At 69.9% G+C, this 25,361-nt stretch carries 19 protein-coding genes and 2 pseudogenes; 7 read left to right on the forward strand and 14 right to left on the reverse strand.

Features of this window, described 5'->3' with window-relative positions; genetic code table 11:
* Positions 1 to 468: 468 nt before the first annotated feature.
* From AB0D57_RS42785 to AB0D57_RS42795, 3 genes are all read left to right on the forward strand, one after another.
* Entirely contained in the window at positions 469 to 3,219 is a 2,751-nt protein-coding gene (locus AB0D57_RS42785) for an AAA family ATPase (RefSeq protein WP_362086960.1), read from the forward strand.
* Between the two features lie 59 nt (positions 3,220 to 3,278).
* Entirely contained in the window at positions 3,279 to 3,542 is a 264-nt protein-coding gene (locus AB0D57_RS42790) for a hypothetical protein (protein WP_362086963.1), read from the forward strand.
* A gap of 88 nt (positions 3,543 to 3,630) precedes the next feature.
* Entirely contained in the window at positions 3,631 to 7,875 is a 4,245-nt protein-coding gene (locus AB0D57_RS42795) for a S8 family serine peptidase (RefSeq protein ID WP_362086966.1), read from the forward strand.
* Between the two features lie 709 nt (positions 7,876 to 8,584).
* Here the strand turns inward: AB0D57_RS42795 and AB0D57_RS42800 are convergent.
* The gene (locus AB0D57_RS42800; RefSeq protein WP_362086969.1) at positions 8,585 to 9,526 is read right to left on the reverse strand and encodes a helix-turn-helix domain-containing protein; all 942 of its coding nucleotides are present in this window, start codon (positions 9,524 to 9,526) and stop codon (positions 8,585 to 8,587) included.
* Positions 9,527 to 9,597: 71 nt separating this feature from the next.
* On the opposite strand from AB0D57_RS42800, the gene AB0D57_RS42805 reads away from it, so the two are divergent.
* Positions 9,598 to 10,488, forward strand: coding sequence for an NAD-dependent epimerase/dehydratase family protein (locus tag AB0D57_RS42805; protein ID WP_362086972.1), 891 nt, complete (start codon positions 9,598 to 9,600; stop codon positions 10,486 to 10,488).
* Positions 10,489 to 10,497: 9 nt separating this feature from the next.
* On the opposite strand, the gene AB0D57_RS42810 is transcribed toward AB0D57_RS42805, so the two are convergent.
* From AB0D57_RS42810 to AB0D57_RS42825, 4 genes and pseudogenes are all read right to left on the reverse strand, one after another.
* Positions 10,498 to 11,505 carry an IS630 family transposase gene (locus AB0D57_RS42810; protein ID WP_362086975.1) on the reverse strand — a complete coding sequence of 336 codons (1,008 nt, stop codon included), beginning with the start codon at positions 11,503 to 11,505 and terminating at the stop codon, positions 10,498 to 10,500.
* 150 nt (positions 11,506 to 11,655) lie between these two features.
* Complete coding sequence (locus AB0D57_RS42815; RefSeq protein WP_362086978.1) at positions 11,656 to 13,020, reverse strand: amidohydrolase family protein; 1,365 nt, start codon at positions 13,018 to 13,020, stop codon at positions 11,656 to 11,658.
* On the reverse strand, positions 13,017 to 13,280 hold the full coding sequence (locus AB0D57_RS42820; RefSeq protein ID WP_362086981.1) for a hypothetical protein: 264 nt from the start codon (positions 13,278 to 13,280) through the stop codon (positions 13,017 to 13,019). Before AB0D57_RS42820 ends, AB0D57_RS42815 begins: the two co-directional genes overlap by 4 nt.
* A gap of 356 nt (positions 13,281 to 13,636) precedes the next feature.
* Positions 13,637 to 13,747, reverse strand: a pseudogene (locus AB0D57_RS42825) (CoA transferase); the annotation flags it as partial.
* 634 nt (positions 13,748 to 14,381) lie between these two features.
* Here AB0D57_RS42825 and AB0D57_RS42830 point away from each other — a divergent pair.
* Positions 14,382 to 14,597, forward strand: a complete 216-nt coding sequence (locus tag AB0D57_RS42830; protein WP_362086984.1) for a hypothetical protein — start codon at positions 14,382 to 14,384, stop codon at positions 14,595 to 14,597.
* 178 nt (positions 14,598 to 14,775) lie between these two features.
* Complete coding sequence (locus AB0D57_RS42835) at positions 14,776 to 15,738, forward strand: enoyl-CoA hydratase-related protein (RefSeq protein WP_362086987.1); 963 nt, start codon at positions 14,776 to 14,778, stop codon at positions 15,736 to 15,738.
* Here the strand turns inward: AB0D57_RS42835 and AB0D57_RS42840 are convergent.
* The 9 genes from AB0D57_RS42840 to AB0D57_RS42880 form a co-directional block, all read right to left on the reverse strand.
* Complete coding sequence (locus tag AB0D57_RS42840) at positions 15,672 to 16,670, reverse strand: sugar phosphate isomerase/epimerase (RefSeq protein ID WP_362086990.1); 999 nt, start codon at positions 16,668 to 16,670, stop codon at positions 15,672 to 15,674. The two genes, AB0D57_RS42835 and AB0D57_RS42840, sit on opposite strands and share 67 nt — an antisense overlap.
* 76 nt (positions 16,671 to 16,746) lie before the next feature.
* Positions 16,747 to 18,243: a CoA-acylating methylmalonate-semialdehyde dehydrogenase gene (locus AB0D57_RS42845; protein WP_362086993.1), complete on the reverse strand. Its 1,497-nt coding sequence runs from the start codon at positions 18,241 to 18,243 to the stop codon at positions 16,747 to 16,749.
* 12 nt (positions 18,244 to 18,255) lie between these two features.
* The gene (gene iolD / locus AB0D57_RS42850; protein WP_362086996.1) at positions 18,256 to 20,133 is read right to left on the reverse strand and encodes a 3D-(3,5/4)-trihydroxycyclohexane-1,2-dione acylhydrolase (decyclizing); all 1,878 of its coding nucleotides are present in this window, start codon (positions 20,131 to 20,133) and stop codon (positions 18,256 to 18,258) included.
* Entirely contained in the window at positions 20,133 to 21,011 is an 879-nt protein-coding gene (iolB, locus tag AB0D57_RS42855; protein ID WP_362086999.1) for a 5-deoxy-glucuronate isomerase, read from the reverse strand. Before iolB ends, iolD begins: the two co-directional genes overlap by 1 nt.
* Entirely contained in the window at positions 21,008 to 21,880 is an 873-nt protein-coding gene (locus tag AB0D57_RS42860; RefSeq protein ID WP_362087002.1) for an aldolase, read from the reverse strand. The genes iolB and AB0D57_RS42860 overlap by 4 nt, the downstream gene beginning before the upstream one ends.
* Positions 21,881 to 21,884: 4 nt before the next feature.
* Positions 21,885 to 22,853 carry a 5-dehydro-2-deoxygluconokinase gene (gene iolC, locus AB0D57_RS42865; RefSeq protein WP_362087005.1) on the reverse strand — a complete coding sequence of 323 codons (969 nt, stop codon included), beginning with the start codon at positions 22,851 to 22,853 and terminating at the stop codon, positions 21,885 to 21,887.
* Positions 22,854 to 23,004: 151 nt separating this feature from the next.
* A complete protein-coding gene (locus AB0D57_RS42870; RefSeq protein ID WP_362087008.1) occupies positions 23,005 to 23,217 on the reverse strand; it encodes a hypothetical protein in 213 nt (70 codons plus the stop codon).
* 106 nt (positions 23,218 to 23,323) lie between these two features.
* Complete coding sequence (locus AB0D57_RS42875) at positions 23,324 to 23,782, reverse strand: hypothetical protein (RefSeq protein ID WP_362087011.1); 459 nt, start codon at positions 23,780 to 23,782, stop codon at positions 23,324 to 23,326.
* A 290-nt stretch (positions 23,783 to 24,072) separates the two neighbouring features.
* Positions 24,073 to 24,270, reverse strand: coding sequence for a Gfo/Idh/MocA family oxidoreductase (locus AB0D57_RS42880; RefSeq protein WP_362087014.1), 198 nt, complete (start codon positions 24,268 to 24,270; stop codon positions 24,073 to 24,075).
* Between the two features lie 276 nt (positions 24,271 to 24,546).
* Here AB0D57_RS42880 and AB0D57_RS42885 point away from each other — a divergent pair.
* Positions 24,547 to 24,969 (forward strand): annotated as a pseudogene (locus AB0D57_RS42885) (substrate-binding domain-containing protein); the annotation flags it as partial.
* Positions 24,970 to 25,361 lie beyond the last annotated feature (392 nt).

Raw genomic sequence — 25,361 nt, forward strand, 5'->3', positions numbered from 1 at the left:
CGGAAACAGAACGTCGAGACCATCCCTCAATCCAACCGAAACCATGCCTGACCAGCAGGAACTCAAAGCTCATACTCGGTTCAACAACGGCTTCTGAACCTTCTCGATGCGCTTGCCTTCCGGTTCCAGGCCATGCCGCTTCGCGTAATTGACGACGCGCCGCCGCAGCCGCAGTGTCGGCGAGCCCCCAGGCCGCACTCGTACCGGCCTGGCTCCTGCTCATGACCGAGCCGCTCCGGTGCGCGACGCCCTGGTCGCCGAGTCGCCGACGCACTCCACCCTGCTCGGCGGAACCGGCACCTGCGCCGGAACCTGACGCCTCGTCAGCCATAGTCAGGAGGCGCGCGGTTCGTCGACCAGTGCTCGGCCGACCCCGAGGCGCCAGAACGGTGCCGGACGCGAGGCCGGTCTTGTAAGCGGTGCCGTTGATCCTTATGCTGCAGGGCTGGTCGGCGCACAGTTGCCCAGGTGACTGGAGGTGGAACCGTGCCCGGTGATCCGCCTGTTCTGACGGTGCAACTGCTAGGCGGGTTCAGTCTGTCTCGTGAGGGCACACCCCTGTCCGGGAAGTGGCGCCGCTCCAGTGCCAGGACGGTGCTGAAGGTGCTTGCGCTCGCCCCCGGTCGCCGGCTGCATCGCGAGCGGGTGATCGACGCATGCTGGCCGGGCGCGGAGGAAACGGCGGCCGGGCGTAATCTCCGGGCCGCGCTGCACGCCGCCCGCCACGTCCTGGAGTCGGGGCTCGAGAAGGGGGCCGGGCGGAGTTATCTCGTCGCCGACGGCGAGATGGTGATCCTGCGTCATGTACGGGTGGATGTGGACGAGGTGCGGTCGGCGGCGCGGTCCGCGCTGCGCGAGGGGAACCGCAGTGCGTTGGTGGCGGCGGTCGGACGTCTGGGCCACGACCTGTTGCCGGAGGACCGGTATGCCGACTGGCTGGCGCCGTACGAGGCCGAACTGGTGGTTCTGCGTGAGCGGTTGGCCCGCGCGCTGCCCGTAGCGCCGGCGCGGCGCCGGCTGCCGGAGGCCGTGAACCGCCACCTCGACACGCCCATACGGGGCAGAGAGCAGGTCCTTCAGGAGCTGGCCGAACCGCGTTGGCCGGTGGTGGTGATCAGCGGCGAGGCCGGGGCCGGAAAAACGCGGCTCGCGGCCGAGGCGGCCCGGCTGGCTGCCGATGGAGGGGCGGTGGTGCTGTGGGGAACCGCGCACGACGCCGAGGGGCCGACGCCGTACGGGGTGATCAGCGACGCGGTCAACGACTACCTGGCCGCCCTGCCGGACACGCGCAGACAAGCCACGCTGGTACGTCATCCCGCCCTGGCCGGACTGCTGCCCACGACAGGCGCGCCGCGAGGCAAGGGCGGTCCGGAGGAGGAGCGGACGCAGCTGTTCCATGCGGTCGCCTCGCTGCTCACCGAAGCAGGGCAGGAGGCGAAGACCGGGCTCTGGATCGTCCTGGACGATCTGCACGCCGCGGACCTCGGAAGTTTCCAACTGCTCTACCACCTGGCCCGGGTGGGTGCCGGGCGGCTTCGGGTCCTTGCCACGCTGCGCGAGGGTGAGCTCTCTCCGGCCGACCGGCGGATGAGGCCGCTGACCTCGCTGCTGGCCCAGGGGATGGCCGGCCGGGTGGAGATCATGCGACTGGCCGAGCAGGACTGCCGGCGGCTCGTGATCGACGCGATCGGCGAGGCCGACGAAGCCACCGTGCAGGCCTGCTGTGAACTCTCTGGCGGCAACCCGCTGTTCGCCCGGGAGCTGGCCGCGGCGCCGGACCGGGCGGCGGCCCTGCGGCACGGTGAAGGCACCGTTCCGGAACGCATCGGTTATCTAGCGGCCCAGCGGATCCAGTCCCTGAGCGCCGGCGCGCAGGCAGTCGCCGAGCTGCTCGCCGTGGCGGGTGAGCCACTGCGCGCCGCTGAACTTATCGAGGCAGCGGGAGAGTTGGGGCTGGTTCACGCCGCACTGCTCGATGATCTCGACCAGGCGGTACGCAGCCGGATCATCGGCGAGTCCCCCGCGCTGAAGAGCGGGCTCCCGTCCGTCACGTACGGCTTCCGGCATCCGCTGATCCGGCTGGCCTGCCGGGACGCGCTCACCGCCGCACGGCAGCGCAAGCTGCACATGCTCCTCGCCGACACGTTCGTACGGCACCGGCCCGAGGCGGTGGACACGGCCGCGCACCACCTCAGCCGCGCCGACGACCCGAGAGCCGTCGACTTCCTGCGGCGGGCGGCGCGCCGGGCGGCCTCGATGTACGCCAACGACACCGCCGACGGCCACTACCGCGATCTCGTCGCCCGGCTGGACGCCGCCGGGCTCCCGGCGGCCGAGGACCGCCACGCCTGGGGTGCGGTGCTACGGGCGCTGGGGCGCTACGACCGGGCTGAGGAAGTGCTGCGGGCGGCGATGCGAGCCTTCGCGGACGCCGGCCGTACGGCTCGGGCGGTACGGGCGGCGGCGGCGCTGGCGGAGGTGCTGAGCCGCGCCGGACGGCCCGCGGAAGGACTGGACGTACTCGCGGAGCACGATCCCGGAGCGGTGGACGCCCGTACGGCCGCGCTGTTCCATCTGGCCGAGAGCTTGCTGTACTTCGGCACCGGCCGCTATACCGAGACGCTGGAGGCCACGGGGAGAGCGGAGGAACTCTGCGGCGGCGACCCGCTGCTGCTGGCCCGGGCCCTGGCCAACAGGGCATCCGCGTTTCTGCTGCTCGACCGGCTGCCCGAGGCCCGGCGGACCGCGGAGCGCGCGCTGGCTCCGGCGGAGGCATCCGGGGACCCGGCGCGCCTGGTCGGCCCTTTCAACGTCCTGGCACAGCTCGCCCAGCGCGAAGGGCGGTACGCCGAGGCGCATGCGCACGGCGAGCGGGTGCTGGAACTGGTCGAGTTCGCGGGCGATCCGGCGGATGTCGTCCTCGCCCGCGGCAATCTCGTACAGCAGACCCTGAACCTCGGTGATCTGGCGGCCGCAGCGGATCACGCGGTGCGGGCGCTGACCCTGGCCCGGCGCATGGGTGAGTCCTGGTGCCTGCCGTACGCGCTCACCAACCAGGCGCGGGTGCTCATCCGGCTGGGGCGGGAGAGCGAGGCAGCCGGGATCCTCGGGGACGCGCTCGGCATCACCAACGCCACCGGAGACGGCCAGGCCTGTGCAGCCGCTACCGAACTCCTCGAACAGCTCGGTGAGTTACCACACCGGGGAACGCGACGGTAACTGCCGGATCCTACAGTGCGCGCACAGACCGACAGTGCCCCGAGTCATCGTGAGGTTCCATGCCCGAGAACACCCCGCAGGCAGTCGTCGACGCGGGCGGTGAGGAGTGGCCGCGGGTCGAGGTGCTCCTTGAGCGTTACGCGCGGGAACTGGCCGGGGGCGTACTGGAGATCCACACGCGGCATCCGGAGGTCCCCGAGGCCATCGGCGCATGGTGCGCGCGGTGGGGGCACACCGTACTCGCCGCTCATGCGGTGAAAGGGGTGACCGGTCTGCACATCCGACTGTCCTCGACTTGGAGACGCCATGCCTTTCCCGGATAGCCCACCGGCACCACTACCAAGACGCAGCCGTGGACGTGGCAGAGCACGTGCTGCCATCCTGGCCCTGGCCCTGCTCGCACCTGCACTGGTGGCCTCCTTCCCCCTCGCCTCGGCCGCGGACGACCGCGCGGAGATCACCTCCGACGTCTCCGAGACCTTGGAGGAGAAGAAAGCCGCCGATGTGTGGCTGGTCTTCGAGGACAAGGCCGATCTGTCGAAGGCCTCCGCGACCGAGGGCTGGACCGAACGCGGCGAGGCCGTCATCGACGCGCTCAAGGCGACCGCCAAGGCCAGCCAGGCCGAGACCACTACCCAACTGCAGGGTAAGGGCGCGGAGTTCACCTCGTACTGGATCTCCAACCAGATCCATGTGCCGGGGGCCTCGGAGAAGCTCGTCACCGAACTTGCCGAGCTGCCCGGCATCCAGAAAATCACCGAGGCGAAGCCGACCGAGCTGATCGAGCCGAAGGACGCCAAGGACGCGGCCGAGGTCAACTCCGTGGAGTGGGGCCTGGCCGCGATCAACGCCGACGATGTCTGGTCGGAGCGCGGCGCCACCGGGCAGGGCATCACCGTCGCCAGCCTCGACTCCGGTGTGCAGTACGACCATCCCGCGCTCGCCGCGCAGTACCGGGGCACGCAGGACGACGGCACGTACAACCATGACTACAACTGGTACGACCCGGCCTCCGTCTGCGGCACCCCGTCCGTCGCTCCGTGCGACAACTACGGTCACGGCACCCACACCATGGGCACCATGGTCGGCGACGACGGCGCCGGCAATCAGATCGGGGTCGCGCCCGGCGCGAAGTGGATCACCGCGAAGGGCTGCGAGTCGAACAGCTGCACCACCGAGTCGCTGCTCGCCTCGGCGCAGTGGATGCTCGCCCCGACCGACCTGAGCGGGCAGAACGCGCGCGCCGATCTGCGCCCCGACATCATCAACAACTCCTGGGGCGAGACCAACGGCAGCGACGAGAACCCCTTCTTCGACGACATCGTGAAAGCATGGACCGCCTCCGGGATCTTCGGGGTCTTCTCGAACGGCAACGACGGTCCGAACTGCGACACGACCGGTTCGCCCGGCGACTCCGCGTCCGCCTACGCGGTCGGCGCCTTCACCAGCGCCGGGTCCATCGCCTCGTATTCCAGCCGCGGGCCCGGCGCCGACGGCAAGGTGAAGCCGGACATCGCCGCCCCGGGCAGCAGCGTGCGCTCGTCCCTGCCGGGCGGCGGCTACGGCTCCTCGTCCGGTACGTCGATGGCAGCGCCGCATGTCGCGGGCACGGTCGCGCTGCTGTGGTCCGCGTCGCCCGGGCTGATCGGCCGGTACCAGGAGACCGTCGCGATCCTCGACAACACGGCCGCGGACGTGGCCGAAACCACCTGTGGCGGCAGCGCCGACGACAACAACATCTGGGGCGAGGGCAAGCTGGACGCCCTGGCCGCCGTCCGGCGCGCGCCCGGCGCCGAGGCGGGCACGCTGAGCGGCACCGTCACGGACAAGTCCACCGGCAAGCCCGTATCGGGCGTACGCGTCAGCCTGACCGGTGCCTCCGACCGCAATGTCACCACCGAGGCCGACGGCACGTACCAACTGACCGTGACGCCCGGCGAGTACACCGTTAAAGCCTCGATCTACGGATACAAAACCGGAACCGCCACCATCACCGTCGCCGACAAGACCACCGTCACCCAAGACTTCGCGCTCGCGGCCAAGGCGGTGTGGAAGGTCTCGGGAACGGTGTCGAGGGATAACGGAGGCAAGGCGGTCGCCGGGGCCACGGTGTCCCTGTCGGACACACCGGTCCAGCCAGTGGTCTCCGACGCCGACGGCCACTACACCCTGCCCGAGGTCGCAGCCGGGACGTACACCCTTCAGGTCGCGACTCCGCAGGGGTGTCTGGGCTCGGCGAGCATCGAGCTCACCGTGGACGGCGATGAGAGCCAGGACGTGACACTCGGTTCCAAGCGTGACAAGTTCGGTTACACCTGCGGGGTGGAGACGGCCGAGTACATCGAGGCGGACCAGCCGTTCGCCCTCTTCGGCGACGAGGCCACCGCGAAGATCGACCTGCCGTTCGCGTTCCCGCTGTACAACGAGGTCTACCGCAGCGGCTGGCTGGCCAGCGACGGCTACCTCGGCTTCCAGCCGCACCTGGTCTGGCCGTTCAACAAACCGCTCCCCGACAAGAGCGATCCGAACGCGGCGATCTATCCCTTCTGGGACGACGTCAAACTGGACGGCACCTCCAAGGTCTATACGAAGACCCTGGGTGAGGCCCCGAACCGCAGGTTCGTCATCGAGTTCCGCGACGCCACCATGTTCTCGGCGAGCTGGGCCCGTGTCGACTTCGAGATGGTGCTGCACGAGACCACGGGCGACATCGTCTTCGCCTACCGCAACCTGAACCCCGAAGACCCGTACGAGAGGGGCTACTCGGCGACGGTCGGCATCGAGAACGCCACCGGCACCGACGCTCTCCAGTACTCCCACCTGGGCTCCGAACCACTGACGGACGAACGCGCCATCCGGATCACGCCGCCCCACGGCGGCTACCTCAGCGGCACGGTGACCGACGAGAACGACGGCGACCCGGTCAGACGGGCCACCGTCACGGTCTCGGCCGGCGGCGAGGAGATCTCCACAACGACGACGGACTCCGAGGGCCGCTTCGCCTTCCGCGTACCGCCCGGCACCGGCTACGACGTCTCGGTCAACGCGTCGGGCTACTCAACCCAGTGGGTGACCGCGCAGGTGAAGTCCGACGAATGGAGCGACATCGGCATCGCACTGCCCGCGGGGGCGCTCAAGGCGGAGGTCGACGGTGACCTCGACCCATTGGTGGTGAAGAAGGGCGGCAAGACGAGCGTCCCGGTCACGGTCACCAACACCGGCAGCAAGCCTCTGACCTTCTCCGCCGGCGAGCTTGGCGGCGGGGCGCAGTTGACCGCGGCGCGCGAACCCGGTGAGGTGATATCCGAGTTCCAGGCACCGGACCTGAAGAACATCTCCGGCACGGCCGTCGACGGGGAGGGCAACGTCTGGCTCAACGACTTCCCGTCCAAGACCCATGTCGAGTACGACAGGAAGGAACTGGAGCCCACCGGACGCGAGAACACCGCCTGGTACGCCTCGGACGATGTGGACTTCACCTACGACACCAAGCACGGCCTGCTGTGCCAGCCGACCAACATCGGGCCGGCGTCCCTGATCGCCTGCATCGACCCGGAGACGGGCACCACCAAGCACCTCGACGTGTCACCGGTCGGCGGCGGGGTCTCGCGCGGTCTCGCCTACCGGGCCGACGACGACACCTTCTACCTGGGCAGCGCCGACACCGGCAAGATCTACCAGGTGGCGGGCCTCTCCCACGAGAAGCCCGGCAAGCTGATCACCAGCTGCCAGTGGACGAAAGCGGTGTACGGCGTCGCCTACCACCGCGGCACCGGCGGACTGTACCTGGTCGGCGACGGCGACATCTTCACGTACGACATGGGCACCTGCAAGCAGACCGGCACCGTACCCGACCCGGAGGCCCAGGCGGTCGCGGTGCTCGGCATCGACACCGACCCGTCCGGCGACCTGTGGGTCTCGACCCCGTCCACCAGCACCGTCTACCGGGTGAGCAGCGGCCACACGGCGCCCAGCGATGTCGGCTGGCTGTCGACGAAGGTCTCCGACACCACTCTTGAGCCCGGAAAGTCGACGACGGTCACCGTCACGGCGGACACCGCGGACCTCAAGTCGGGCACCTACAAGGCGTATGTGGAACTCGCCGCCGACTCCGGACGGGCCGGGCCGGTGACGCTTCCGGTCAAGCTCGTGGTCTCCGCCCATCAGCAGGCCGTCGATGCGGGGGCGCGTGACGCACACACCGACGACTCCGGTACGCAATGGAGCGCCGACCGCGAATACCGCACCGACTCCTTTGGCTGGATGGGAAGTTCACGCATCGTCTCACTCGGCGCCGCCACCGCCATCGCGGGTACGGAAAACGACAAGCTGTACCGCACCCAGCGCGAAGGCATGGACGCCTACCGGTTCGACAACCTCCCGTCCGGCACCTACCAGGTGACGCTCGAATTCGCCGAGCCGAGGAAGGGCACCGCGCCCGGCTCGCGGGTCTTCGATGTCACCGCCAACGGGAAGATGGTGCTGTCCGGATACGACATCACCGAGGCGGTCGGCACACTCACCGCGGACCGGCAGACCTTCCTGGTGACGGTCGGCGAAGGCGGCCATGTCACGGTCGGCTTCAGCGGACGGAGAGGATCCCTGCCACCGGTGGTGGGCGGGATCAGCGTGGTGCACCGCCCTGATCTGGGCTGATCTGGGCTGACACCCGCCTCTGCCGCCTGCTCTCGCCCGGTGCGCCGGACGAGGGCAGGCGGCCGACGGCATGAAACGCGGTCAACATGGCCTGGAGGTCGACCTCTTGCTGCTGTAGCTCGATGTCAGCGAGTACGACCGACAGGCCCCGCCCGGCGCGCCGTTGCCTGGGCAGCCGCCCGCGCCGGGGAGGCTGCCAAGGTCGCCGCACTGCACAGCGGACCGGGCGTCGACGTAGGCGAGGAGTCGTCCATTCCCCAAACCATGCTGGAACTGCGGTCCTGCCCTGCCCCACGACCTGCGACAGCCGACGCGGACCATGACCCCGATCACATCCTCGGTCCACGGCACGACGTAGGACCTCGCCGTCCCACTCGGGATGCGCCGCCACGGCCGCCGAGCAGCAGACCTCCACAGTTCAGCCAAGCGCACGCGGGCTCTTGCCTGGGCAGGTTCCCATGAGGGTCACGCGGACGAGGTCCGAGGTGGGGTCGGCTAGTGGCTTGTCACGCGGCCTTGGCCGGGTAATCGACCTGCTGCGCGTCGGCCAGCAGACGGTCTTCAAGGTCTGATCTCCGAGACGGGCGTGGGACGTTGACCCTTGGCCGGGCTGCTCTGGTCGACGGATCCAGAAGGCGGATGGTGCAACAGATTGTGGCCGTCGCAGTGCAGACGGGGGCCCTACCGCGGCGTGGTCATGCTGCCAACCTCAGCGGGAGGCACCAGTGGGCGCTCGGTTGAAGCTCGCGCGATAGGCCGTGGGAGTGAGGCCGACTCGGCCGGCCATGTGCTTGCGGAGGGAGTCCGCGCTGCCCAGGCCGCTGTTCTGGGCTACCTGGTTCATGGGCAGTTCGGTCGTCTCCAGCAGTTCTTTGGCCCGGTCGATGCGCCGGTGGAGCAACCATTGGAGCGGGCTCAGCCCGGTCTCTGCGTGGAAGCGCCGGGTGAGGGTGCGCACGCTCGTCCTGGCGTGACCGGCCAGGTCGGTGAGGGTGAGCGGGCGATCGAGGTGTTCGAGCGCCCAGACGCGTGTGGGGGCGAGCGAGGTGCCGCGTTCTGGCGGTAGCGGTGTCTGGATGAACTGGGACTGGCCGCCCGGCCGTACGGGAGGGACGACCGCGAGCCGCGCGGCCGTGTTGGCGACCGCCGCGCCGTAGTCGATTCTGACCAGATGCAGGCACAGGTCGATGGCGGCGGCTGCGCCCGCGGAGGTGAAGATGCCGCCGTCCTCGACGAAGAGGAGGTCGGGCTGCACATCGATGGACGGGAAGCGAGTGGCGAGGTCGTCGGCCAGCCCCCAGTGGGTCGTGGCGCGGAGCCCGTCGAGCAGGCCGGTCTGGGCCAGTACGAAAGCCCCCGTACACAGGGAGGCGATCCGCGCGCCGGCGGCCGCGGCTTCCCGCAGGGCGTCGAGGACCTCCGTGGGGGCCTGCTCGCCGCCGCTACCGACGGCGATCACCGTGTCGGCGCCCTCGACTGCGTCCAGGCCGTCCAGCACCACGATATCGGGGCCGCCGACGGTAGGCATCGGGCCGGGCCGCGCCGTGCAGATGCGCACGTCGTAGTGCGGGACGCTGTTGAACACCATCAGCGGGATCGAGACGTCGAAGCTCAGCACGGGCGGCACGATGACTGAGGTGACGCGGTACATGGCCAGAACCTCCGGAAGGGTGTCATTCAGGCCGCTATCCTACGAGGATGCGGAGCGGCAGCGTTGTCGGCATGAAATCTCATGTGATCGTGGGTCGCGGGGCCGCCGCGTCGAAGACCGCTCTGCTGCTGGCTGAGGACGGCGAGCGGGTTCAAATGATCAGCCGGACCGGCGGCGGGCCCGAGCACCCGCTCATCGACAAGGTCGCCGCTGACGCGACCGACACCGATCGGCTCACCGACCTGACGGAGGGGGCGGACACGCTGTTCACCACCGCCGCGCCGCCGTACCACCTCTGGCCCGAGCAGTTTCCGGTCTTGTCGGCGTCGCTCCTCAGTGCGGTAAGGCGGACCGGTGTCGCGTACGTGATGCTCGGAAACCACTACGCGTATGGGCCGGTGAGCGGGCCGATAACGCCGGCCCTCCCCCTGGCCGCGACCGGCCCCAAGGGGCGGGCCAGGGCGCGGGTATGGGAGGAGGCCGCCGCCTCAGGGATGAAGGTCACCGAGGTGCGGGCTGCCCAGTTCTACGGCTCCGGCGCCGTCTCAGTGTTCAGTCTCATGGTGCAGCGGCAGGTCATGGAAGGCACGCTGGTCCTGGTGCCACAAGAACTCGACGTGCCGCACAGTTACTCGGCGATCGGCGACACCGCGCGCACGCTGGTCGCCGCGAGCCGCAACGAGCAGGCGTACGGCCGGGCCTGGCACGTACCCACCTCGACCCTGTCGGTGCGGGAACTGGCCGTGCGACTCGCTGAACTCGCGGGGGCACCGGAACCGCGGATGGAGGAGATGACCGAACGCGATCTGACCTTGCTCGCGTTCACCGAGCCGTTCTGGGCGGAAATGCACGAAGTGCTCACCAAGCCGGGTGACCCGTTCGTCATCGACTACTCCGAGACCGAGAAGATCCTCGGTATGAGCGCCACTCCGGTGGACGATGTGCTCCGGGAAGTGATCTAGAGCGGCTCGTCATGCGGCCTTGGCCGGGTATTCGGTCCACGAACGGGTCGGTGAGGCGGGTGCGAAGTTCGTCTTCGGGCCGGCGCGGGCGTTGCGCCAGCGGACGTAGGCGGCGATGGCGGCATTCTGCTCTTCATGGCTGCGGTGGTCGGTGCCGTTGAGCGCGAAGTAGCGCAAGGCCGCGAACTCGGCCTCGATCCAGTTCAGCCAGGAGCCATAGGTCGGCAGAAAGACCAGCTGGATGTCGTTGTCAGCTGCCCAGGCACGCACCTTGGCGTGCTTGTGCGGGGAGAAGTTGTCCAGCACCAGGTACAGCTTCTCCCCGGGCCAGCGGGCGCGCAGTGCCTTGAGGAGGCCAAGGAACTCGTGCCACCGCTTGCGCGGCCGGATGCGGTAGTAGAGCTTGCCGGTGGCCAGGTCGAGAGCGGCGAGCATGTGCATCACGCCGCCGTAGCGGTTGTAGGTGGCCCGCAGCCTGCGCGGACGCTTGACCGGCCCCCACGTCTTGCCCTTGCGCGGCATCAGGTTCAGCGGTCCGAACTCGTCGACGCATATCACCCGTCCGTCGACGGGAGGGGTGTCGTACAGCGTCAGGACGCGGTGCATCTTCGCGATGAACTCCGGGTCGCTGGACGCCTTCCACGTGGTAGTGGTCTTCCAGGAGACCTTGCCTTCCCGCAGGATCCGGCGCAGGGTCTCCCGGCTGATGGCCGTGGTCACCTTCTGCTTGATGAGGTGTTCGGCGAGCTTGCTCAGGCTCCAGGTGGAGAAGGCGGTGATCTTCCAGTCGGCGGGGGACGTCCGGGCGATCAGGCAGATATGCTCACGCGCCTCGTCACTGATCGTCTTGGCGCGTCCCCCGTTCCATTTTGGGTTCAGCGCGTCGAACCCCCGCTCGTTGAAGGCGTGGATGACATCGCGGACGTAGTCCTCGCCGACCTGCATCAGCATCGTGATGTCTTTGACGGTCTGGCCCTGGGCGGACATCAGCACCACGATCGCCCGACGGAGTTTCACCGGGTCTTTCGCACTCCGGCTGATCCGCTGCAGCTTCCGGCCCTCCTCCATACTGACCGGCCGGACGAACACACTGGGTCGACATCCCACGTCCACCTCCAAGAGCAGATGTTGGGGGCAGTCTGCTGCCCCCAACGACCAGGAGGTCGATTACCTGGCCAAGGCCACGTGACAAGCCACTAGAGCCGTCGCACGCCCGGCGTGCAGCAGGACCAGGTCGGCGGGCTCACCACTCCGGACGCGCCGGGGTGGTCCGCCAGGGTTCTCGAGCGGACCGAGGTAGGCGTCGAGGGCGGCGGCCGGGGTGAGCGTCTCCTCGGGGGTGAGGACACCACCGAGCGGGGTCGTGCGGTGGACTGCGGCTGCGATGACAATCCATGGGGCCAGTGGCCCGTAGGGAGCATCGGATGACAGGGCCAGCGGGATGCCGGCGTCGGTGAGCGATCGGCAGCGGTAGAGGTCTGGTTGATCGTCGACGGAGACGTCACGGGCGTAGTCGTCTCCGCGGTCGGCGAGGAAGCCGGGCTGGGGCACCACGCGCAGTCCGAGTGCGGCGATGTCGCCGATCAGTTCGCGCGGGACGATGGCCGCATGCTCGATGCGGTCACCAGGCCGGGAGCCTGCCTCCCACAAGGCCACCAGCAACAGCACGAGCGCCTCGCGGGTCACGGCGTGCACGGCCACGGCTCGACCATCGGCGTGCGCCGCGCGAATGCGCTCGGTCAGGTCGTCGAACGTGGACAGGCCGGAGTCGGCCAAGACGATCTTGTACGGGCCGACTGTCGGGCGGCACGGTGAAGAGCCGTCGAGCGAGGCGCCGAGCGGAGCACCCAGAAGGTGAACACGTTGGGGAAGCGCCCCGGTTTCCATGTCGGCGGTGATGGCCGCGAGCGAGCCCGGCGCCAGGTCGGGTGTGGCGTCGGTGACCGCGGTGATGCCGAGCCGCGCGAGCTCGTGGCCGATGTCCGCGAGTCCGGGCGGGCGGGTACGCGGGAGCCGGGTGCACAGCCAGTCGTCGGCGCGCCACAACCGGCCGGTCGGCGTGCCGTCCGCGTGTCGTTCGATGCCGGGATGGTCGCCGCCGACCAGGGCGGACGCGGCCGCGGTGTTGAGGATCCAGAGGGCGCCGCTGCGGTGCTGGATGCGTACGGGGCGGTGCGGGTGGATCCGGTCCAGGGCGGCGGCGTCGAGGTCACCGGCGACGGTCTCGTGGTACCCGGTGCCGCGGATCCAGCCGTGCTCGTCGGGGATCGCGGCGGCGAGCGCGGCGCGGAGGCCGGCCGGGTCGCGCACAGCGGGTGGTCCGCAGCGGATCGAGTGCTGGTGGGCGGCGAGGGCGTGGAGGTGCAGATGGCGGTCGGCCAGTCCGGGCAACAGCGCGCCGCCACGGCAGTCGATCGTCTCCTCCCCCAACCGTCGGGGCAGGGCCGGGGCGATCTCCGCGATGCGCCCGGCGGCGATACGGACATCGGCGTGGCGCAGCAGCAGGCTCTTGATGCTGATGACGTCGGTCATGCCGTCGGGATCCCGAGACCGCGCAGCACCTCGGTGGTGTGCTCACCCATGCGGGGTGCGTCCCCGGCGGGTTCGCGCCGACGGGGCTGTGCAACGGGGACCCACCCTTCGGTGGTCTCCACCGCCCACCCCGTTCCGCTGCGGCGGGCGGCTGTGGCGGACTGGTGCGGATCGTGCGGCGCGTCGTCGAGCGTGGCGGCGACGACGTCGGTCATGGCGGCGTCGTGCAGGATGCCGGTGCCGTCGGCGGGGGCGGTCAACGCGAGGGTGGCGGCGGTCAGGCCGGTGAGCGGATCGGCTGTCGCGTCGCCGCAGAACGGGGGGTGCCGTCGGGTTCGCCGGCGACCAGGCCGACGGTGGCCGCCACGTCGTCGCCGAACCCGATACGGTCGCTTGCGCGCCCGCGGCGGTGACGGAGATCCAGGTGGTGCCGGCGGCCACCGCGGCGTGGGCATCGAGGCCGAGGCGGGCCAGTGCACGGGGGCGGGATGCTTCGATGACGATGTCGGCGGCGGCGACCAGCGCGGCCAGCGCGTGGCGGCCGGAGGGGGTGTCGGACGACGGATCGGTGCCCGGCGTGCAGCAATCGGTAGAAGCCGGGGTGGCCGCGGCGGGCTCCGTCCGGGCGGGTCGGTGTTTCGACCTTGACCACGCGGGCCCCGGCGAGACCGAGCAGGTGGCTACAGAGCGGCCCGGCCCACAGCGCGCTGAAGTCGACGACGAGCATGCCGTCGACGGGCCGCGGCACCGACGGGGCGGCGGGGCGGGCGACAACGGCTGCACGCGGGGCGACCGGACCGGCGGCGAGGCCGAGAAGGGTGCCCGCTCCGCCAGTTCGGCGCCGCTGTGGTCGCGCAGCCACGTCGCAACAGCGGGCCAGGGGTCACCGGTCAGCTCGGTGCCGATCAGGACGCCGAGCAGCAGGGGGTCGTCGGGGCGGGCACACGATACCGCCGCCCAGCCGTCACCGGTGGGCAGCAACCGGCAAGCGCCGCCCGCGGAGGTCCGGCCGCGCCGGGAGTGGCCCGTGAAAGCGGCCCGTTCGGCGAGCAGTTCGGCGCCGTCGACCCAGACCGGCGAGGCTGTGCCGGCGGTCAGCGCGAAGATCCGGGCAGACAGCTCGCGGGCCCGGGACGCCGCATGCCCGGGCGGTACGCGCGGAGGTCCGTCGGGGCGTCCGGTGAGCGCGACGACACCACTGGACGTCCAGTCAGCCATCGGGTCCGCGGCGACGGTCATGCCGCTGACCAGCCTGAATCCGACATGACAGTGAGCACGAGGCCGACGATACACTCGCGCTCGCCGACCGGGACCCGGGCGGCCGACCCGGACTCCAGGGAGGGTGCTCTTCCATGTCTTCCGTGCCCGAGTCTTCCGTGCCCGTGATCAGCCCGACGCAACTGGCGGCCGACGCGGCGCACACCCCGCTGCTCAACGCGACAGCGCGGCCGGTCGCCCCGGTACTGGCCGTCGACCTCGACGAGCCCGCTGCTCCCGCGGTGCTGGACGCCGCGGTCCGCCGCCCCGGGCATGCGACCGGCTGCTCGTCGGAGTCACAGGTGTCACTGGGGCAATGATGCCGGCCGAGGTGGAAACGCTGGCGGCGGCACTCGACATGACCCTGGTCGATCAGGGTTCGGAGTCGGTCGGCCACCCGTTCGTCCCGGTGACCGATCCGGCCGGCGCACTGGCCGGGTCGCAGCCGCGGCGTCGGCGAACCCCCAGGCCGCACTCGTGCTGGCCGGACTCCTACGCATGACCGAGTCGCTCCCAGTACGCGACGCCCTGGACGCGGAGTCCCTGGCGTACTCCACCCTGCTCGGCGGAGCCGAGTTCCGGCGATGGCACGCGGCACGCGGTCCACGACCGCAACCGCCAACCGCGCCGGACCCCGTGCTGATCGCCCGGAACGGGGAAATCTTGGAAGTGACCCTCAACCGCCCGGCGCGGCGCAACGCCTACGACCGGCGGACAAGGGACGCGCTGGTCGAAGCCCTGCACCTCGCGACGCTCGACGACACCATCTCCCGCGTCGTACTCACCGGCGCCGGACCAGCATTCTGCTCGGGCGGAGACCTCAACGAGTTCGGCACCACCCCCGACGCTGCCACCGCCGCAGGTCGGCGCCTTCAAGTCGGCGGGTTTCGAGACCAAGCACGTCCAGGCGACAGCGGTGGCGAACCTGGTCCTGGGAGACCGCGTGGGGAACGTACGCTCGGTGACGTACGGGTCCGCAAGGCGATCAACATGGCCTTCGACCGCACGAAGATGGTGAAGCAACTGCTCCGGGGATCGGGCCGGCCGACCGAGCAGATCTTCAACCGCAAGGGGTCGGGCCACGACGCCGCGCTGGACCAGACGTACTCCTACGCCTCCTCAGCCGCCAGCCGGCGCTCCGCACCTGGGCGCGCGGTGGCTCCAGCCACGTTCTGGATGGCCATGGCGATCCCGGAGAGTGCCGCGCCCGCCACCATGAGCACGGGGACGAAGACGAAGGTGCGTTGGGTGCCCTTCGGCTTCGTCCGGTCGACGGCGGCAAGCCAGTTGAAGCGGTTCGGCGCAGGGTCACGGGTCCGTTCGAGACGCTTGCGCACCCCCACAGCCGTGGCCCCATTCCCGGTCGGCGAGAGCGGGGCTATGTTTGCGGGCGGTCAGAGGGCTGCCGCGGCGCTGTGCAGGTTCTTGGCGGCCAGGGCGAGTCCTTCGGTCTGGGAGTAGGCGGCGTCCTCGTGCTCGATGTTCACGGCCATGTCCGGGTCGATGTCGGCGAGGGCGCGCAGGAACTCGGTCCAGAAGGGGACGTCGTTTCCGAGGCCGACGGCGACGAACTTCCAGGCCGGGTTCTCCGGCCAGGCGTTGCACCAGAACCCGTAGCCGGTGGGGACCTTGCCGGGCGCGTCGGCGGGCACGCGGGTGAACGACGTGTCCAGGACACCGCGGATGTCGGCGCCGGGGCAGAGCGTGGCGTCCTTCGCGGCGGCGTGGAACACCAGCGGGCCCAGCCACTTGATGGCGGCGATGACGTCCATGCCCTGCCACATCAGGTGGGAGGGGTCCATCTCGGCGCCGATGTTCGTCGCGCCGACCTCGTCGACGAGCCGCTTCAGGGTGACCGGGGAGAAGACGAGGTTGTGCGGGTGCATCTCGATGGCGACCCGGACGTCGTTCTCCCGGGCGAGTACGTCGATCTCCTTCCAGAATTCGACGGCCACGCCCCACTGGTAGTCCAGGACGTCCATGTAGACGCCGTCCCACGGATTGACGACCCAGGACGGGTACTTGGCGTCGGGGTCGGAGCCCGGGGTGCCGGACATGGTGACGACGTGCTTCACGCCGAGCAGTCCCGCGAGGCGGATGGTGCGGCGCAGGTCGTCGGCGTGCTTGGGGCCGACTCCGGGGAGGGGGTTGAGGGGGTTGCCGTTGCAGTTGAGGCCGGTCAGTTCCATGCCGCGGTCGGCGAAGGTCGCCAGGTACTCCTCGCGCGCGGTGGCCGAGGACAGGAGGAGGTCGACCGGGCAGTGCGGGGAGGGGATGAAGCCGCCGGTGTTGACCTCCACGGAGGTCAGCCCGTTCTCCTTCAGGATGTCGAGGGCTTCGGTGAGCGGGCGGTCGTGCAAACAGGCGGTGTAGGCGCCGAGCTTGAGGACCATGCGGGTGCTCCTTCGATGCGTGGGGGTCAGGCGGCGGGCGGGACCGTGACGGCGGCGCCACCGTTGCGGTGACCGGTCAGTTGGAGGTCGGGAAGTTGAAGCCAGCGTTCACCTGCTGCTTGGGCTGCGGCCAGCGGGTGGTGACGACCTTGGGGCGGGTGTAGAAGCGGATGCCTTCGGGGCCGTGGATGGGGGAGTCGCCGATGAGGGAGTCCTTCCAGCCGCCGAAGGAGTAGTACGACATCGGGACGGGCACCGGCACGTTGACGCCGATCATGCCGACCGTGACCTTGCGCTGGAAGCGGCGGGCGGCCTCGCCGGAGGCGGTGAACACGGCGGTGCCGTTGCCGTAGGGGTTGGCGTTGATGAGGTCGATGGCCTCGTCGAGGGTGTCGGCGCGGACGACGGCGAGGACCGGGCCGAACAGTTCCTCCTTGTAAGCGTCCATCTCGGCCGTCACGTGGTCGAGGAGGGACGGGCCGATGAAGAACCCTTCCTCGTGTCCGTCGACCTTCAGGCCGCGCCCGTCGACAACCACGGTGGCGCCCTGTCCGGCGGCGGCACCGACCGCGTTCTCCACGCGCTCCTGGGCGGCCTTGGTGACCAGCGGTCCCATCTCGACGCCGGGGGCGTCGCCGGGGCCGACCTTGACCTCGCGGGCCTTGCGCTCCAGGACCTCGACCAGTGCGTCGGCCGCCGCGCCGACCGCGACGGCGACCGAGAGTGACATGCAGCGTTCGCCTGCGGAGCCGTAGGCGCCGGCGGTGATGTGGTTGGCGGCGAAGTCGAGGTCGGCGTCGGGGAGGACGACGGCGTGGTTCTTGGCGCCGCCGAGGGCCTGGACGCGCTTGCCGTGGGCGGTGGCCTGTTCGTGGACGTACCTGGCGATCGGTGTGGAGCCGACGAAGGAGACGGCTTCGATGCTGGGGTGGGTGAGGATGGCGTCGACGGCGTCCTTGCCGCCGTGGACGACGTTGAACACTCCGTCGGGCAGGCCCGCCTTCTTGTACAGGTCGGCGACGAAGTTGGCGGCGGAGGGGTCGCGTTCGCTGGGCTTGAGGATGAAGGTGTTGCCGGTGGCGATGGCGACGGGGTGCATCCAAAGCGGCACCATGGCCGGGAAGTTGAACGGCGTAATGCCCGCGACGACACCCAGCGGCTGGCGGAAGTTGTGCACGTCCACGCCGCGCGAGACCTGGTCGGAGAAGGACCCCTTGAGTACGTCGCCGAGCCCGCAGACGAATTCCACGACCTCCCGGCCGCGGGTGATCTCACCGCGTGCGTCGTCGACGGTCTTGCCGTGTTCGGCGGAGATGATCCGGGCCAGTTCTTCCTCGTGCTCGACGAGGAGCTGCCGGAAGGCGAACATCACCTGGGCGCGCTGGGTGAGCGACGTCTCGGACCAGGTCTCGAAGGCTGCGGTGGCAGCCTGGACGGCGGCGTCCACGGCGGTGGCCCCGCCCAGAACCACCCGGGCCTGCTCGGCGCCGGTGGCCGGGTTGAACACGGGTGCGGTCTCAGGGCCTGTTCCGGTGGTGGGGGAGCCGTTGATCCAGTGCTGGATGGTCTTCACGTGAGGGTGTCCTTACAGGTAGTGGCGCTGGGACTGCTTGTGGGTGGCGTAGGTGTCGTAGGCGGCGCGGGTGGAGTCGAGGGCGGAGGTCTGGCTGACGGGTACGTCCCACCAGCCGTGTCCGGGCGGGTTGGGCCCGTACAGGTCGGTCTCGACATGCACGACGGTGGTGCGGTGGGCGGCCTTGGCCTTCTCCATCGCCGTACGGAACTCGTCGACCGTGGTGGCGTGCAGGACGTCGGCGCCGAGGGAGGAGGCGTTCGCGGCCAGGTCAACCGGGAGTACGTCCCCGTCCAGGAGGCCCGAATCGCCGTCGCGGAAGCGGTACTTGGTGCCGAACCGCTGCGAGCCGAGCGACTCGGACAGCGCGCCGATGGAGGCGAAGCCGTGGTTTTGGACCAGGACGATGATGACCTTCAGGCCCTCGGAGACCATGGTCGCGATCTCCTGGGCCATCATCAGGTACGAGCCGTCGCCGACCAGGACGACCACCTCGCGCGAAGGGTCGGCCATCTTCGCGCCGACGCCGGCGGCGACCTCATAGCCCATACAGGAGTACGCGTACTCGACGTGGTAGGCCTTCGGATCGCGGGCCCGCCACAGCTGTTGCAGGTCGCCGGGCATGGAGCCGGCGGCGTTGATGACGACGGCACGGTCGTCGAGAACGTCGTTGAGCGCGCCGAGGATCTCGGTCTGGGCGGGCAGTGGCCCGTGGTCGGCGTTGAAGCACTGGTCCTCGATCTCCCGTGTCCGGGCGATGAGGTGCCGGGTGTGCCCGCGGTACCCCGGATCGACCTCCCAGTCCGTCAGCGCTCCGTCGAGAGCCTGGATGCCTAGCCGGGCGTCCGCGACCAGCGGCTCCGCCGAGTGCTTGACGGCGTCCAGGCGGGCGACGTTGAGGTTGACGAAGGTGACGTCGGGGTTGCCGAAGACGGTGTGGCTGGCGGTGGTGAAGTCGCTGTAGCGGGTGCCGATACCGAGGACGACGTCGGCCTCGCGGGCTAGTTCGTTGGCCGCGTAGGAGCCGGTGGAGCCGATGCCGCCCACCGCGCACGGGTGGTCCCAGGGCACCGCGCCCTTGCCGGCGTGCGTGTCCGCGACAGGGATGCCGGTGGCCTCGGCGAAGGCCCGCAGGGCGGTCTCGGCACCGGAGTACACGGCCCCGCCACCTGCCACGATCAGCGGCTTCCGCGCCCCGCGCAGCAGTCGGGCGGCGCGTTCGACGGCGGCGTTCTCCGGTACCGGCCGGCCCACGTGCCACACCCGCCGCCGGAAGAAGGACACCGGCCAGTCGTACGCCTCCGCCTGCACGTCCTGCGGCAGCGCGAGCGTGACGGCGCCGGTTTCGACCGGGTCGGTCAGCACCCGCATCGCGGCCAGCGCCGCCGGGATCAGCTGCTCAGGACGCGAGACGCGGTCGAAGTACTTCGATACCGCCCGGAAGGTGTCGTTGACCGTGACGTCCCCGCCCCGGCTGTCCTCCAGCTGCTGCAACACCGGGTCGGCGGCACGGGTCGCGAACATGTCGCTGGGCAACAACAGCACCGGCAGCCGATTGGTCGTAGCCAACGCCGCACCCGTGATCATGTTCGTCGAGCCGGGCCCCGTCGACGCCGTGCAGGCGAACGCCTCCAGCCGGTCGCGCATCTTCGCGTACGCCACCGCCGCGTGCACCATGCCCTGCTCGTTGCGGGCCAAGTAGTAGGGCAGGTCGGCCTCTTGGGTCACGGCGGCCTGAAGGAGGGCCTGCCCGATCCCGGCGACGTTGCCGTGTCCGAAGATGCCCCAGACGCCGGGGATCAGCCGCTGTTCCTGGCCGTCGCGCTCGCTGTACTGGTTGGCCAGGAAGCGAACCAGGGCCTGAGCGGTGGTGAGCCTGATCGTTTCCATTACTCGTTCTCCTCGGCCCCGAACGGAAGCCGGTCGTCGATGTCCTGGGACTCCCACGTGGCCCGCACCCAGCCGTGGGCGGGGTCGTCGCAGATCAGCCAGGCGCGGTCCTGTCCGGGACCGGCCATGACGTTGAGGTAGTAGAGGTCGTAGCCGGGCGCCGCGATCGACGGGCCGTGCCAGCCGTGCGGGATCAGCACCGTGTCGCCGGAGCGAACCTCGGCGAGCACATCGATGGGGCGCTCCTTGGTGCCGTAGACCCGCTGGTAGCCGAAGCCGTTCTCGCCCCCGACCTGGAAGTAGTAGATCTCCTCCAGCTCTGACTCGACTCCCGGCCGGGCCTCGTCGTGCTTGTGCGGCGGGTAGGAGGACCAGTTGCCGCCGGGCGTGAGGACTTCACACACCAGCAGCTGCTCGGCGTCGAACGTGCCGGGCAGGCAGTAGTTGTTGACCTGCCGGGAGCAGGCGCCGGCGCCGCGCAGCTCCACCGGAACGTCCTCCTTGCGCCCGTACCGAGCGCGGAGGCCGCCGCGCTCGGTACGGGCGGAGGGCAGCGCATACGTCCCGCCGCACGCGCTGCTGATGAGGGCCTTCGACGCGCGCGGCAGGTACGCGAAGTCGGTGACCGAGGCGAACACCCCTGTTCGGCCGTCGAGTTCGAAGATCTCCCCGTCGACGGTGACGGTGCAGCCGCCCGTCAGTGGCAGGACCAGGAACTCGGACTCCCCGGTCGACAGGGGGTGCGCCTGGCCCGGCTCCAGGGTCAGGATCCTGAGGCCGGAGTATCCCCAGCCCGCCGACTCCGGCGTGACCAGGAGGTCGTAGGGTCCGTCGGCCGAGGTCCCGTTGGGCAGGTGGTACTTGCTCGTATCGCTCACAGCAGGCTCACCGCCTTGTCCACCGCGCCGGCGACGTCGCCGTTTGAGGGGTAGAGCAGGGAGCGACCGACGACCAGGCCCTGCGCGGTGGGCTGCTTGAGGGCCTTGCCCCAGGAGGCGAAGGCCGCCTCGGGGTCGGTGACCTCGCCGCCCAGCAACAGAGTGGGCAGGGTGGAGGAGGCCAGGACGCGCTCCATGTCGTTCACGACCGGCAGCTTCAGCCAAGTGTAGGCGGTACGGCGGCCCAGCCCCGACGCAATGGTGATCGACTTGACGACGGCGTCCGTCGAGAGATCGTTGCGGATCCTGCCGTCCTGCCACACCGAGATGAACGGTTCCACCATGGCAATGAGCTGACGGTCATTCAGCTCATCGACCGCGCGAGCGGTTTTCTCCAGGGCGGACGGGGTCGCCGGGTCCTCCAGGGCGATACGGGTGAGCATCTTGCCTCCGTCGAAGCCCATCGCAGCGATGGCCTCGGCGTCGTAGCCGGTGAAACGGTCGTCGATCTCGAAGACCGACCCCGCGAGCCCCGCGCGGTTCATGGAGCCGAAGACGCTCTTGCCGTCGAGGACGCCGAGCAGCAGCAGGTCCTCCAGGATGTCGGCGGTGGCGAGGACGCCGGTCACGCCGGGCCGCTCCAGGGCGGTACAGAGGCGGTCGAGGAGCTCGAAGCGGTCGGCCATGGCACTGGCGTTCCCGCCGACGCCGTTGGCGCCGCGAGCGGGGTGGTCCGCTGCAATGATCATCGCCTTGCCGTGCTCGCCGACCAGCGAGGCGGCCTTCACGCGGCGTGCAGCGGCGGTTGCGATGGCGCCGGGGTCATGGACCCGGGCGGACACGATCCGGCTCACGTTGTCGGACAGCACGCCGTCACGCCTTTCGTTCGATGGGGGCGAGGAATGCCTCGCGGAGCTTGGTGTCGACCTCGGCCTCGGTCGGCATCGCGTCGGAGCAGGCCAGCCGGCCCGCGACGATCGCGCCGGCGGCGTTGGCGAAGGCGACCGTGCGGCGGGTGTCCCAGCCGGACAGCAGCCCGTGGCAGAGCGCGCCACCGAAGGCGTCACCGGCCCCGAGACCGTTGACGACGTCCACCGGTACCGGTGGGATCTCGGCGGTCGAACCGTCCCGGTCCATCGCGAGCACGCCCTTCGGCCCCTGCTTCACCACTGCCAACTCGACGCCTGCGGCAAGCAACGCCTTCGCTGCGGCGTACGGCTCACGCTCACCGGTGGCCACCTCGCACTCATCGAGGTTGCCCACGGCGACAGTGGTGTGCCGCAGCGCCTCGGCGTAGTACGCACGCGCCTGGCCCGGATCCCGCCAGAACATCGGCCGCCAGTCGAGGTCGAAGACCGTCGTCCCGGCCCTGGCCCGGTGCGCCAGGGCGGCGAGGGTAGCGGCTCGGCTGGGCTCCTCGCTCAGTCCGGTGCCGGTGATCCAGAAGATCGCCGCTTTCCGGACCGCGTCCAGGTCCAGTTCCTCGGGCCGGAGGTCCAGGTCAGGAGCTTTGGGGAGCCGATAGAAGTACAGCGGGAAGTCGTCCGGCGGGAAGATCTCACAGAACGTCACCGGAGTCGGCGCGATGTCCGACGTACCGACGTAGCCGCTGTCCACGCCGTAGCCGTCCAGTGCGGTGCGGACGAAGTGCCCGAACGGGTCCCGGCCCGTCTTGGTGATCACGGCGGAGGTGCGCCCGTAGCGGGCGGCGGCCACGGCGACGTTGGTCGGGCTACCGCCCAGGTACTTGCCGAACGACGTGACCTCCGCCAGCCCCACTCCGGTCTGGAGCGGATACACGTCCACTCCAGACCGGCCCATGGTCAATACTTCGAACGGCATCACGCTGGTTTCCCTTCGCTCCGGAGGATCCCGGGATGGAGGTGGTGGAGAGATAGTGAGCTTGTAGCGCTTCACTAGCGCGCTCTAGTATTTACGATGACCCATGTCCAAATGTCATGTCAATAGGTTGCCGCCGCGCGAATCGCGAGGATCACGGCGCCAATACCTGCGACTCCGTCATGATCAGCTGGTCAGGGCGGCCGCAGCCTGTCCAGGACCAAGCGGCCGTGTACCCGTCGATCTTCCTGAACACCGACGATTCACTGGCCCCTTCCTCACAGGCGAAGACGCATGTCGTGAGGGTGCCGTCGAAGCCGCCCGCGTTGAGTTCGCGGAAGAGCTCGTCGAAGTCGACTTGCTTCATCCTGTTCTTCCGTCACCCGCGGGTGGACGACGACACGGTGACCAAGTCCCGCAAGGCCCTGGACGTCGCAGGTGTCGGCAGGTATTGAGCTTCATCGAGCGATCCCTCACTGCACGGAGGCAGACTTGCCGTCGGAGGTGGTGGAGGCGACGATCGCGTCGAGCACGTGCAGGTTGTGCGGGCCGTCGGCGAGCGTGGGGCAGCGCGGTAGCCGGTTCAGGTCCGCGATCTGCTCCAGGAAGGCCCGGGCCTGCCAGACGAAGATGCTGTTCTGCCTGTGGCCGAGTGGCCGACGCTGGGGAAGTCCATCGGCAACCCGCACGCGATGTGCGCGTTGGGGGCCGGTAACGACCTGCCGGTAGCCGTTCGTGGCGGCTGGGAGGGAGCAGTCGGCGAAGGAGAACTCCGCCGGGCGGGCCATGTCGAAGGCGGCCGCGCCGCTCTGACCGAAGACCTCGAAGCCGAGTCCGTTCGCGAGGCCGCAGGCGACCCGCGAGACCGAGAAGCTGCCGACGGCGCCAAAGGCGAAGACCGCAGTGAAGGTGGCGATGTCCTCATTCTCCACGGGCTCGCGCTCGCTGCCCACCTGGACGTCGGCCGAGTGCCCGACGGCAGCGCCCAGTGGTGCGGGCCGATCCGGGCACCTGCGTCGACAGCACGGCTCCTCGAAGGCTCTGGACGGGCCCGCAGAAGTACTCTCCCAGGTCGACGAGATGGCTGCCAGACAGCGCCCCCGAGCCCAGCGGTCCGCGGTAGCGCCAGCTGATCGGTGCGTCGGGATCGTGCCCGTAGCCGCACCGGTAGTGCCCGTTGAAGTGCTGCACCTTCCCAGGCCGCCCTCCGTCACCTGTTGCCTTACGGCGTTGATGGCGGGGAGCGGCGCAGGATGAACCCGATCGTGGCCACCAGCCCGGTGTCCTCGGCGGCCTTCACCATGGCCTCGGCGTTGGCCACGGTCGGCGCCGGCTCCTTCTCGCACAGCACGTGCTTGCCTGCCGCCGGCAGCCCCTCCGCGATCTCGCGGTGCAGGTGGTTCGCGACCACGACGCTCACCGCTTCGACGTCGTCGGCCTCGGACGGCCCGACAGTCGATTTCGGCGCGATGGTAGCCGTAGCGGTGGGCCGCGTCCTGGGCGAACGGCTCGTGGGCGTCGGCCACGGCCACCAGCCGCACCTCCGGCAGGCCGGCGCGCACAGCCGCTCCTGGCTATCGAGGGGCGGACCGAGCGGGCGATGTCCCGGTTCTGCCCGGGCGTTACCATGGATTTCAGAGACTAGAGCGCTCTAGGTGTGGGTACTGTCAACGGCGTCACTGCCGTCTGTCCAGGGCTCCAAGCCGCCGCCGAGCTGGGCTACCGCCCTGACCGCGCCGCCAGCGCACTGGCCAGCAGGCGCAGCCGGCTGCTCCTGGCCTTCCGCAGCGAAGCGCTGATACTCCTGGGCCCCGTCGCCCCGGCAGACACCCTGGCGAACCTGCATCGCCAGGTGCCCGTCGTCTCCGTGGGCCGCCGTATCACCGACGCTGACCTGGACGTCGTACGCACCGCCGACGACGACGGAGTCGGGCAGATCGTCGACCACCTGGTGGGACACGGTCACCGGTCGATCGTCCACATCGACGGCGGCAAGGGCGTCATCGTCACAGACCGGCGCCGTGGCTATCGCGCCGCCATGCGTCGCAACGGCCTCGACGAACACATGCGGGTCCTGTGCGGCGGCCGCACGGAGGCCGCCGGCGAACGGGCCACCCGCCGACCGTCGCCGTGATCGGCGTCGAGACCTCCCCCACGCCCCGGGCGCGCCTAATTCCTGCCCGGCTAAGCCCGTGACATCCGGTTACGCACCGCACGCATGGCAATGCCGACCGCCACTGCCTGGCCTGGCCCGGGCACGTCCCGCCCGGCATCACCCCAAGGAGTAACCCCGCATATGGAACGCACCCATCCGAGGCAACTGTTCGGTCGTCGCCCTGCCCCAGGAGCTCTGACCGCAGTGAGCCTGCTCGCCGTCATGGCGGCCGCGGTGACCGGATGCGCCGGCGGCAAGGCATCAGGCGGCTCTACCGTCTTGATCGGGTTGATCGAGCCATTCGTAGGGTGGGTCGCCCAGGGGTGCTGGGTGTGGCTATCAGGCGGCTGCCGTCT

The sequence above is a fragment of the Streptomyces sp. NPDC048275 genome, assembly GCF_040652275.1.
Taxonomy (GTDB): domain Bacteria; phylum Actinomycetota; class Actinomycetes; order Streptomycetales; family Streptomycetaceae; genus Streptomyces.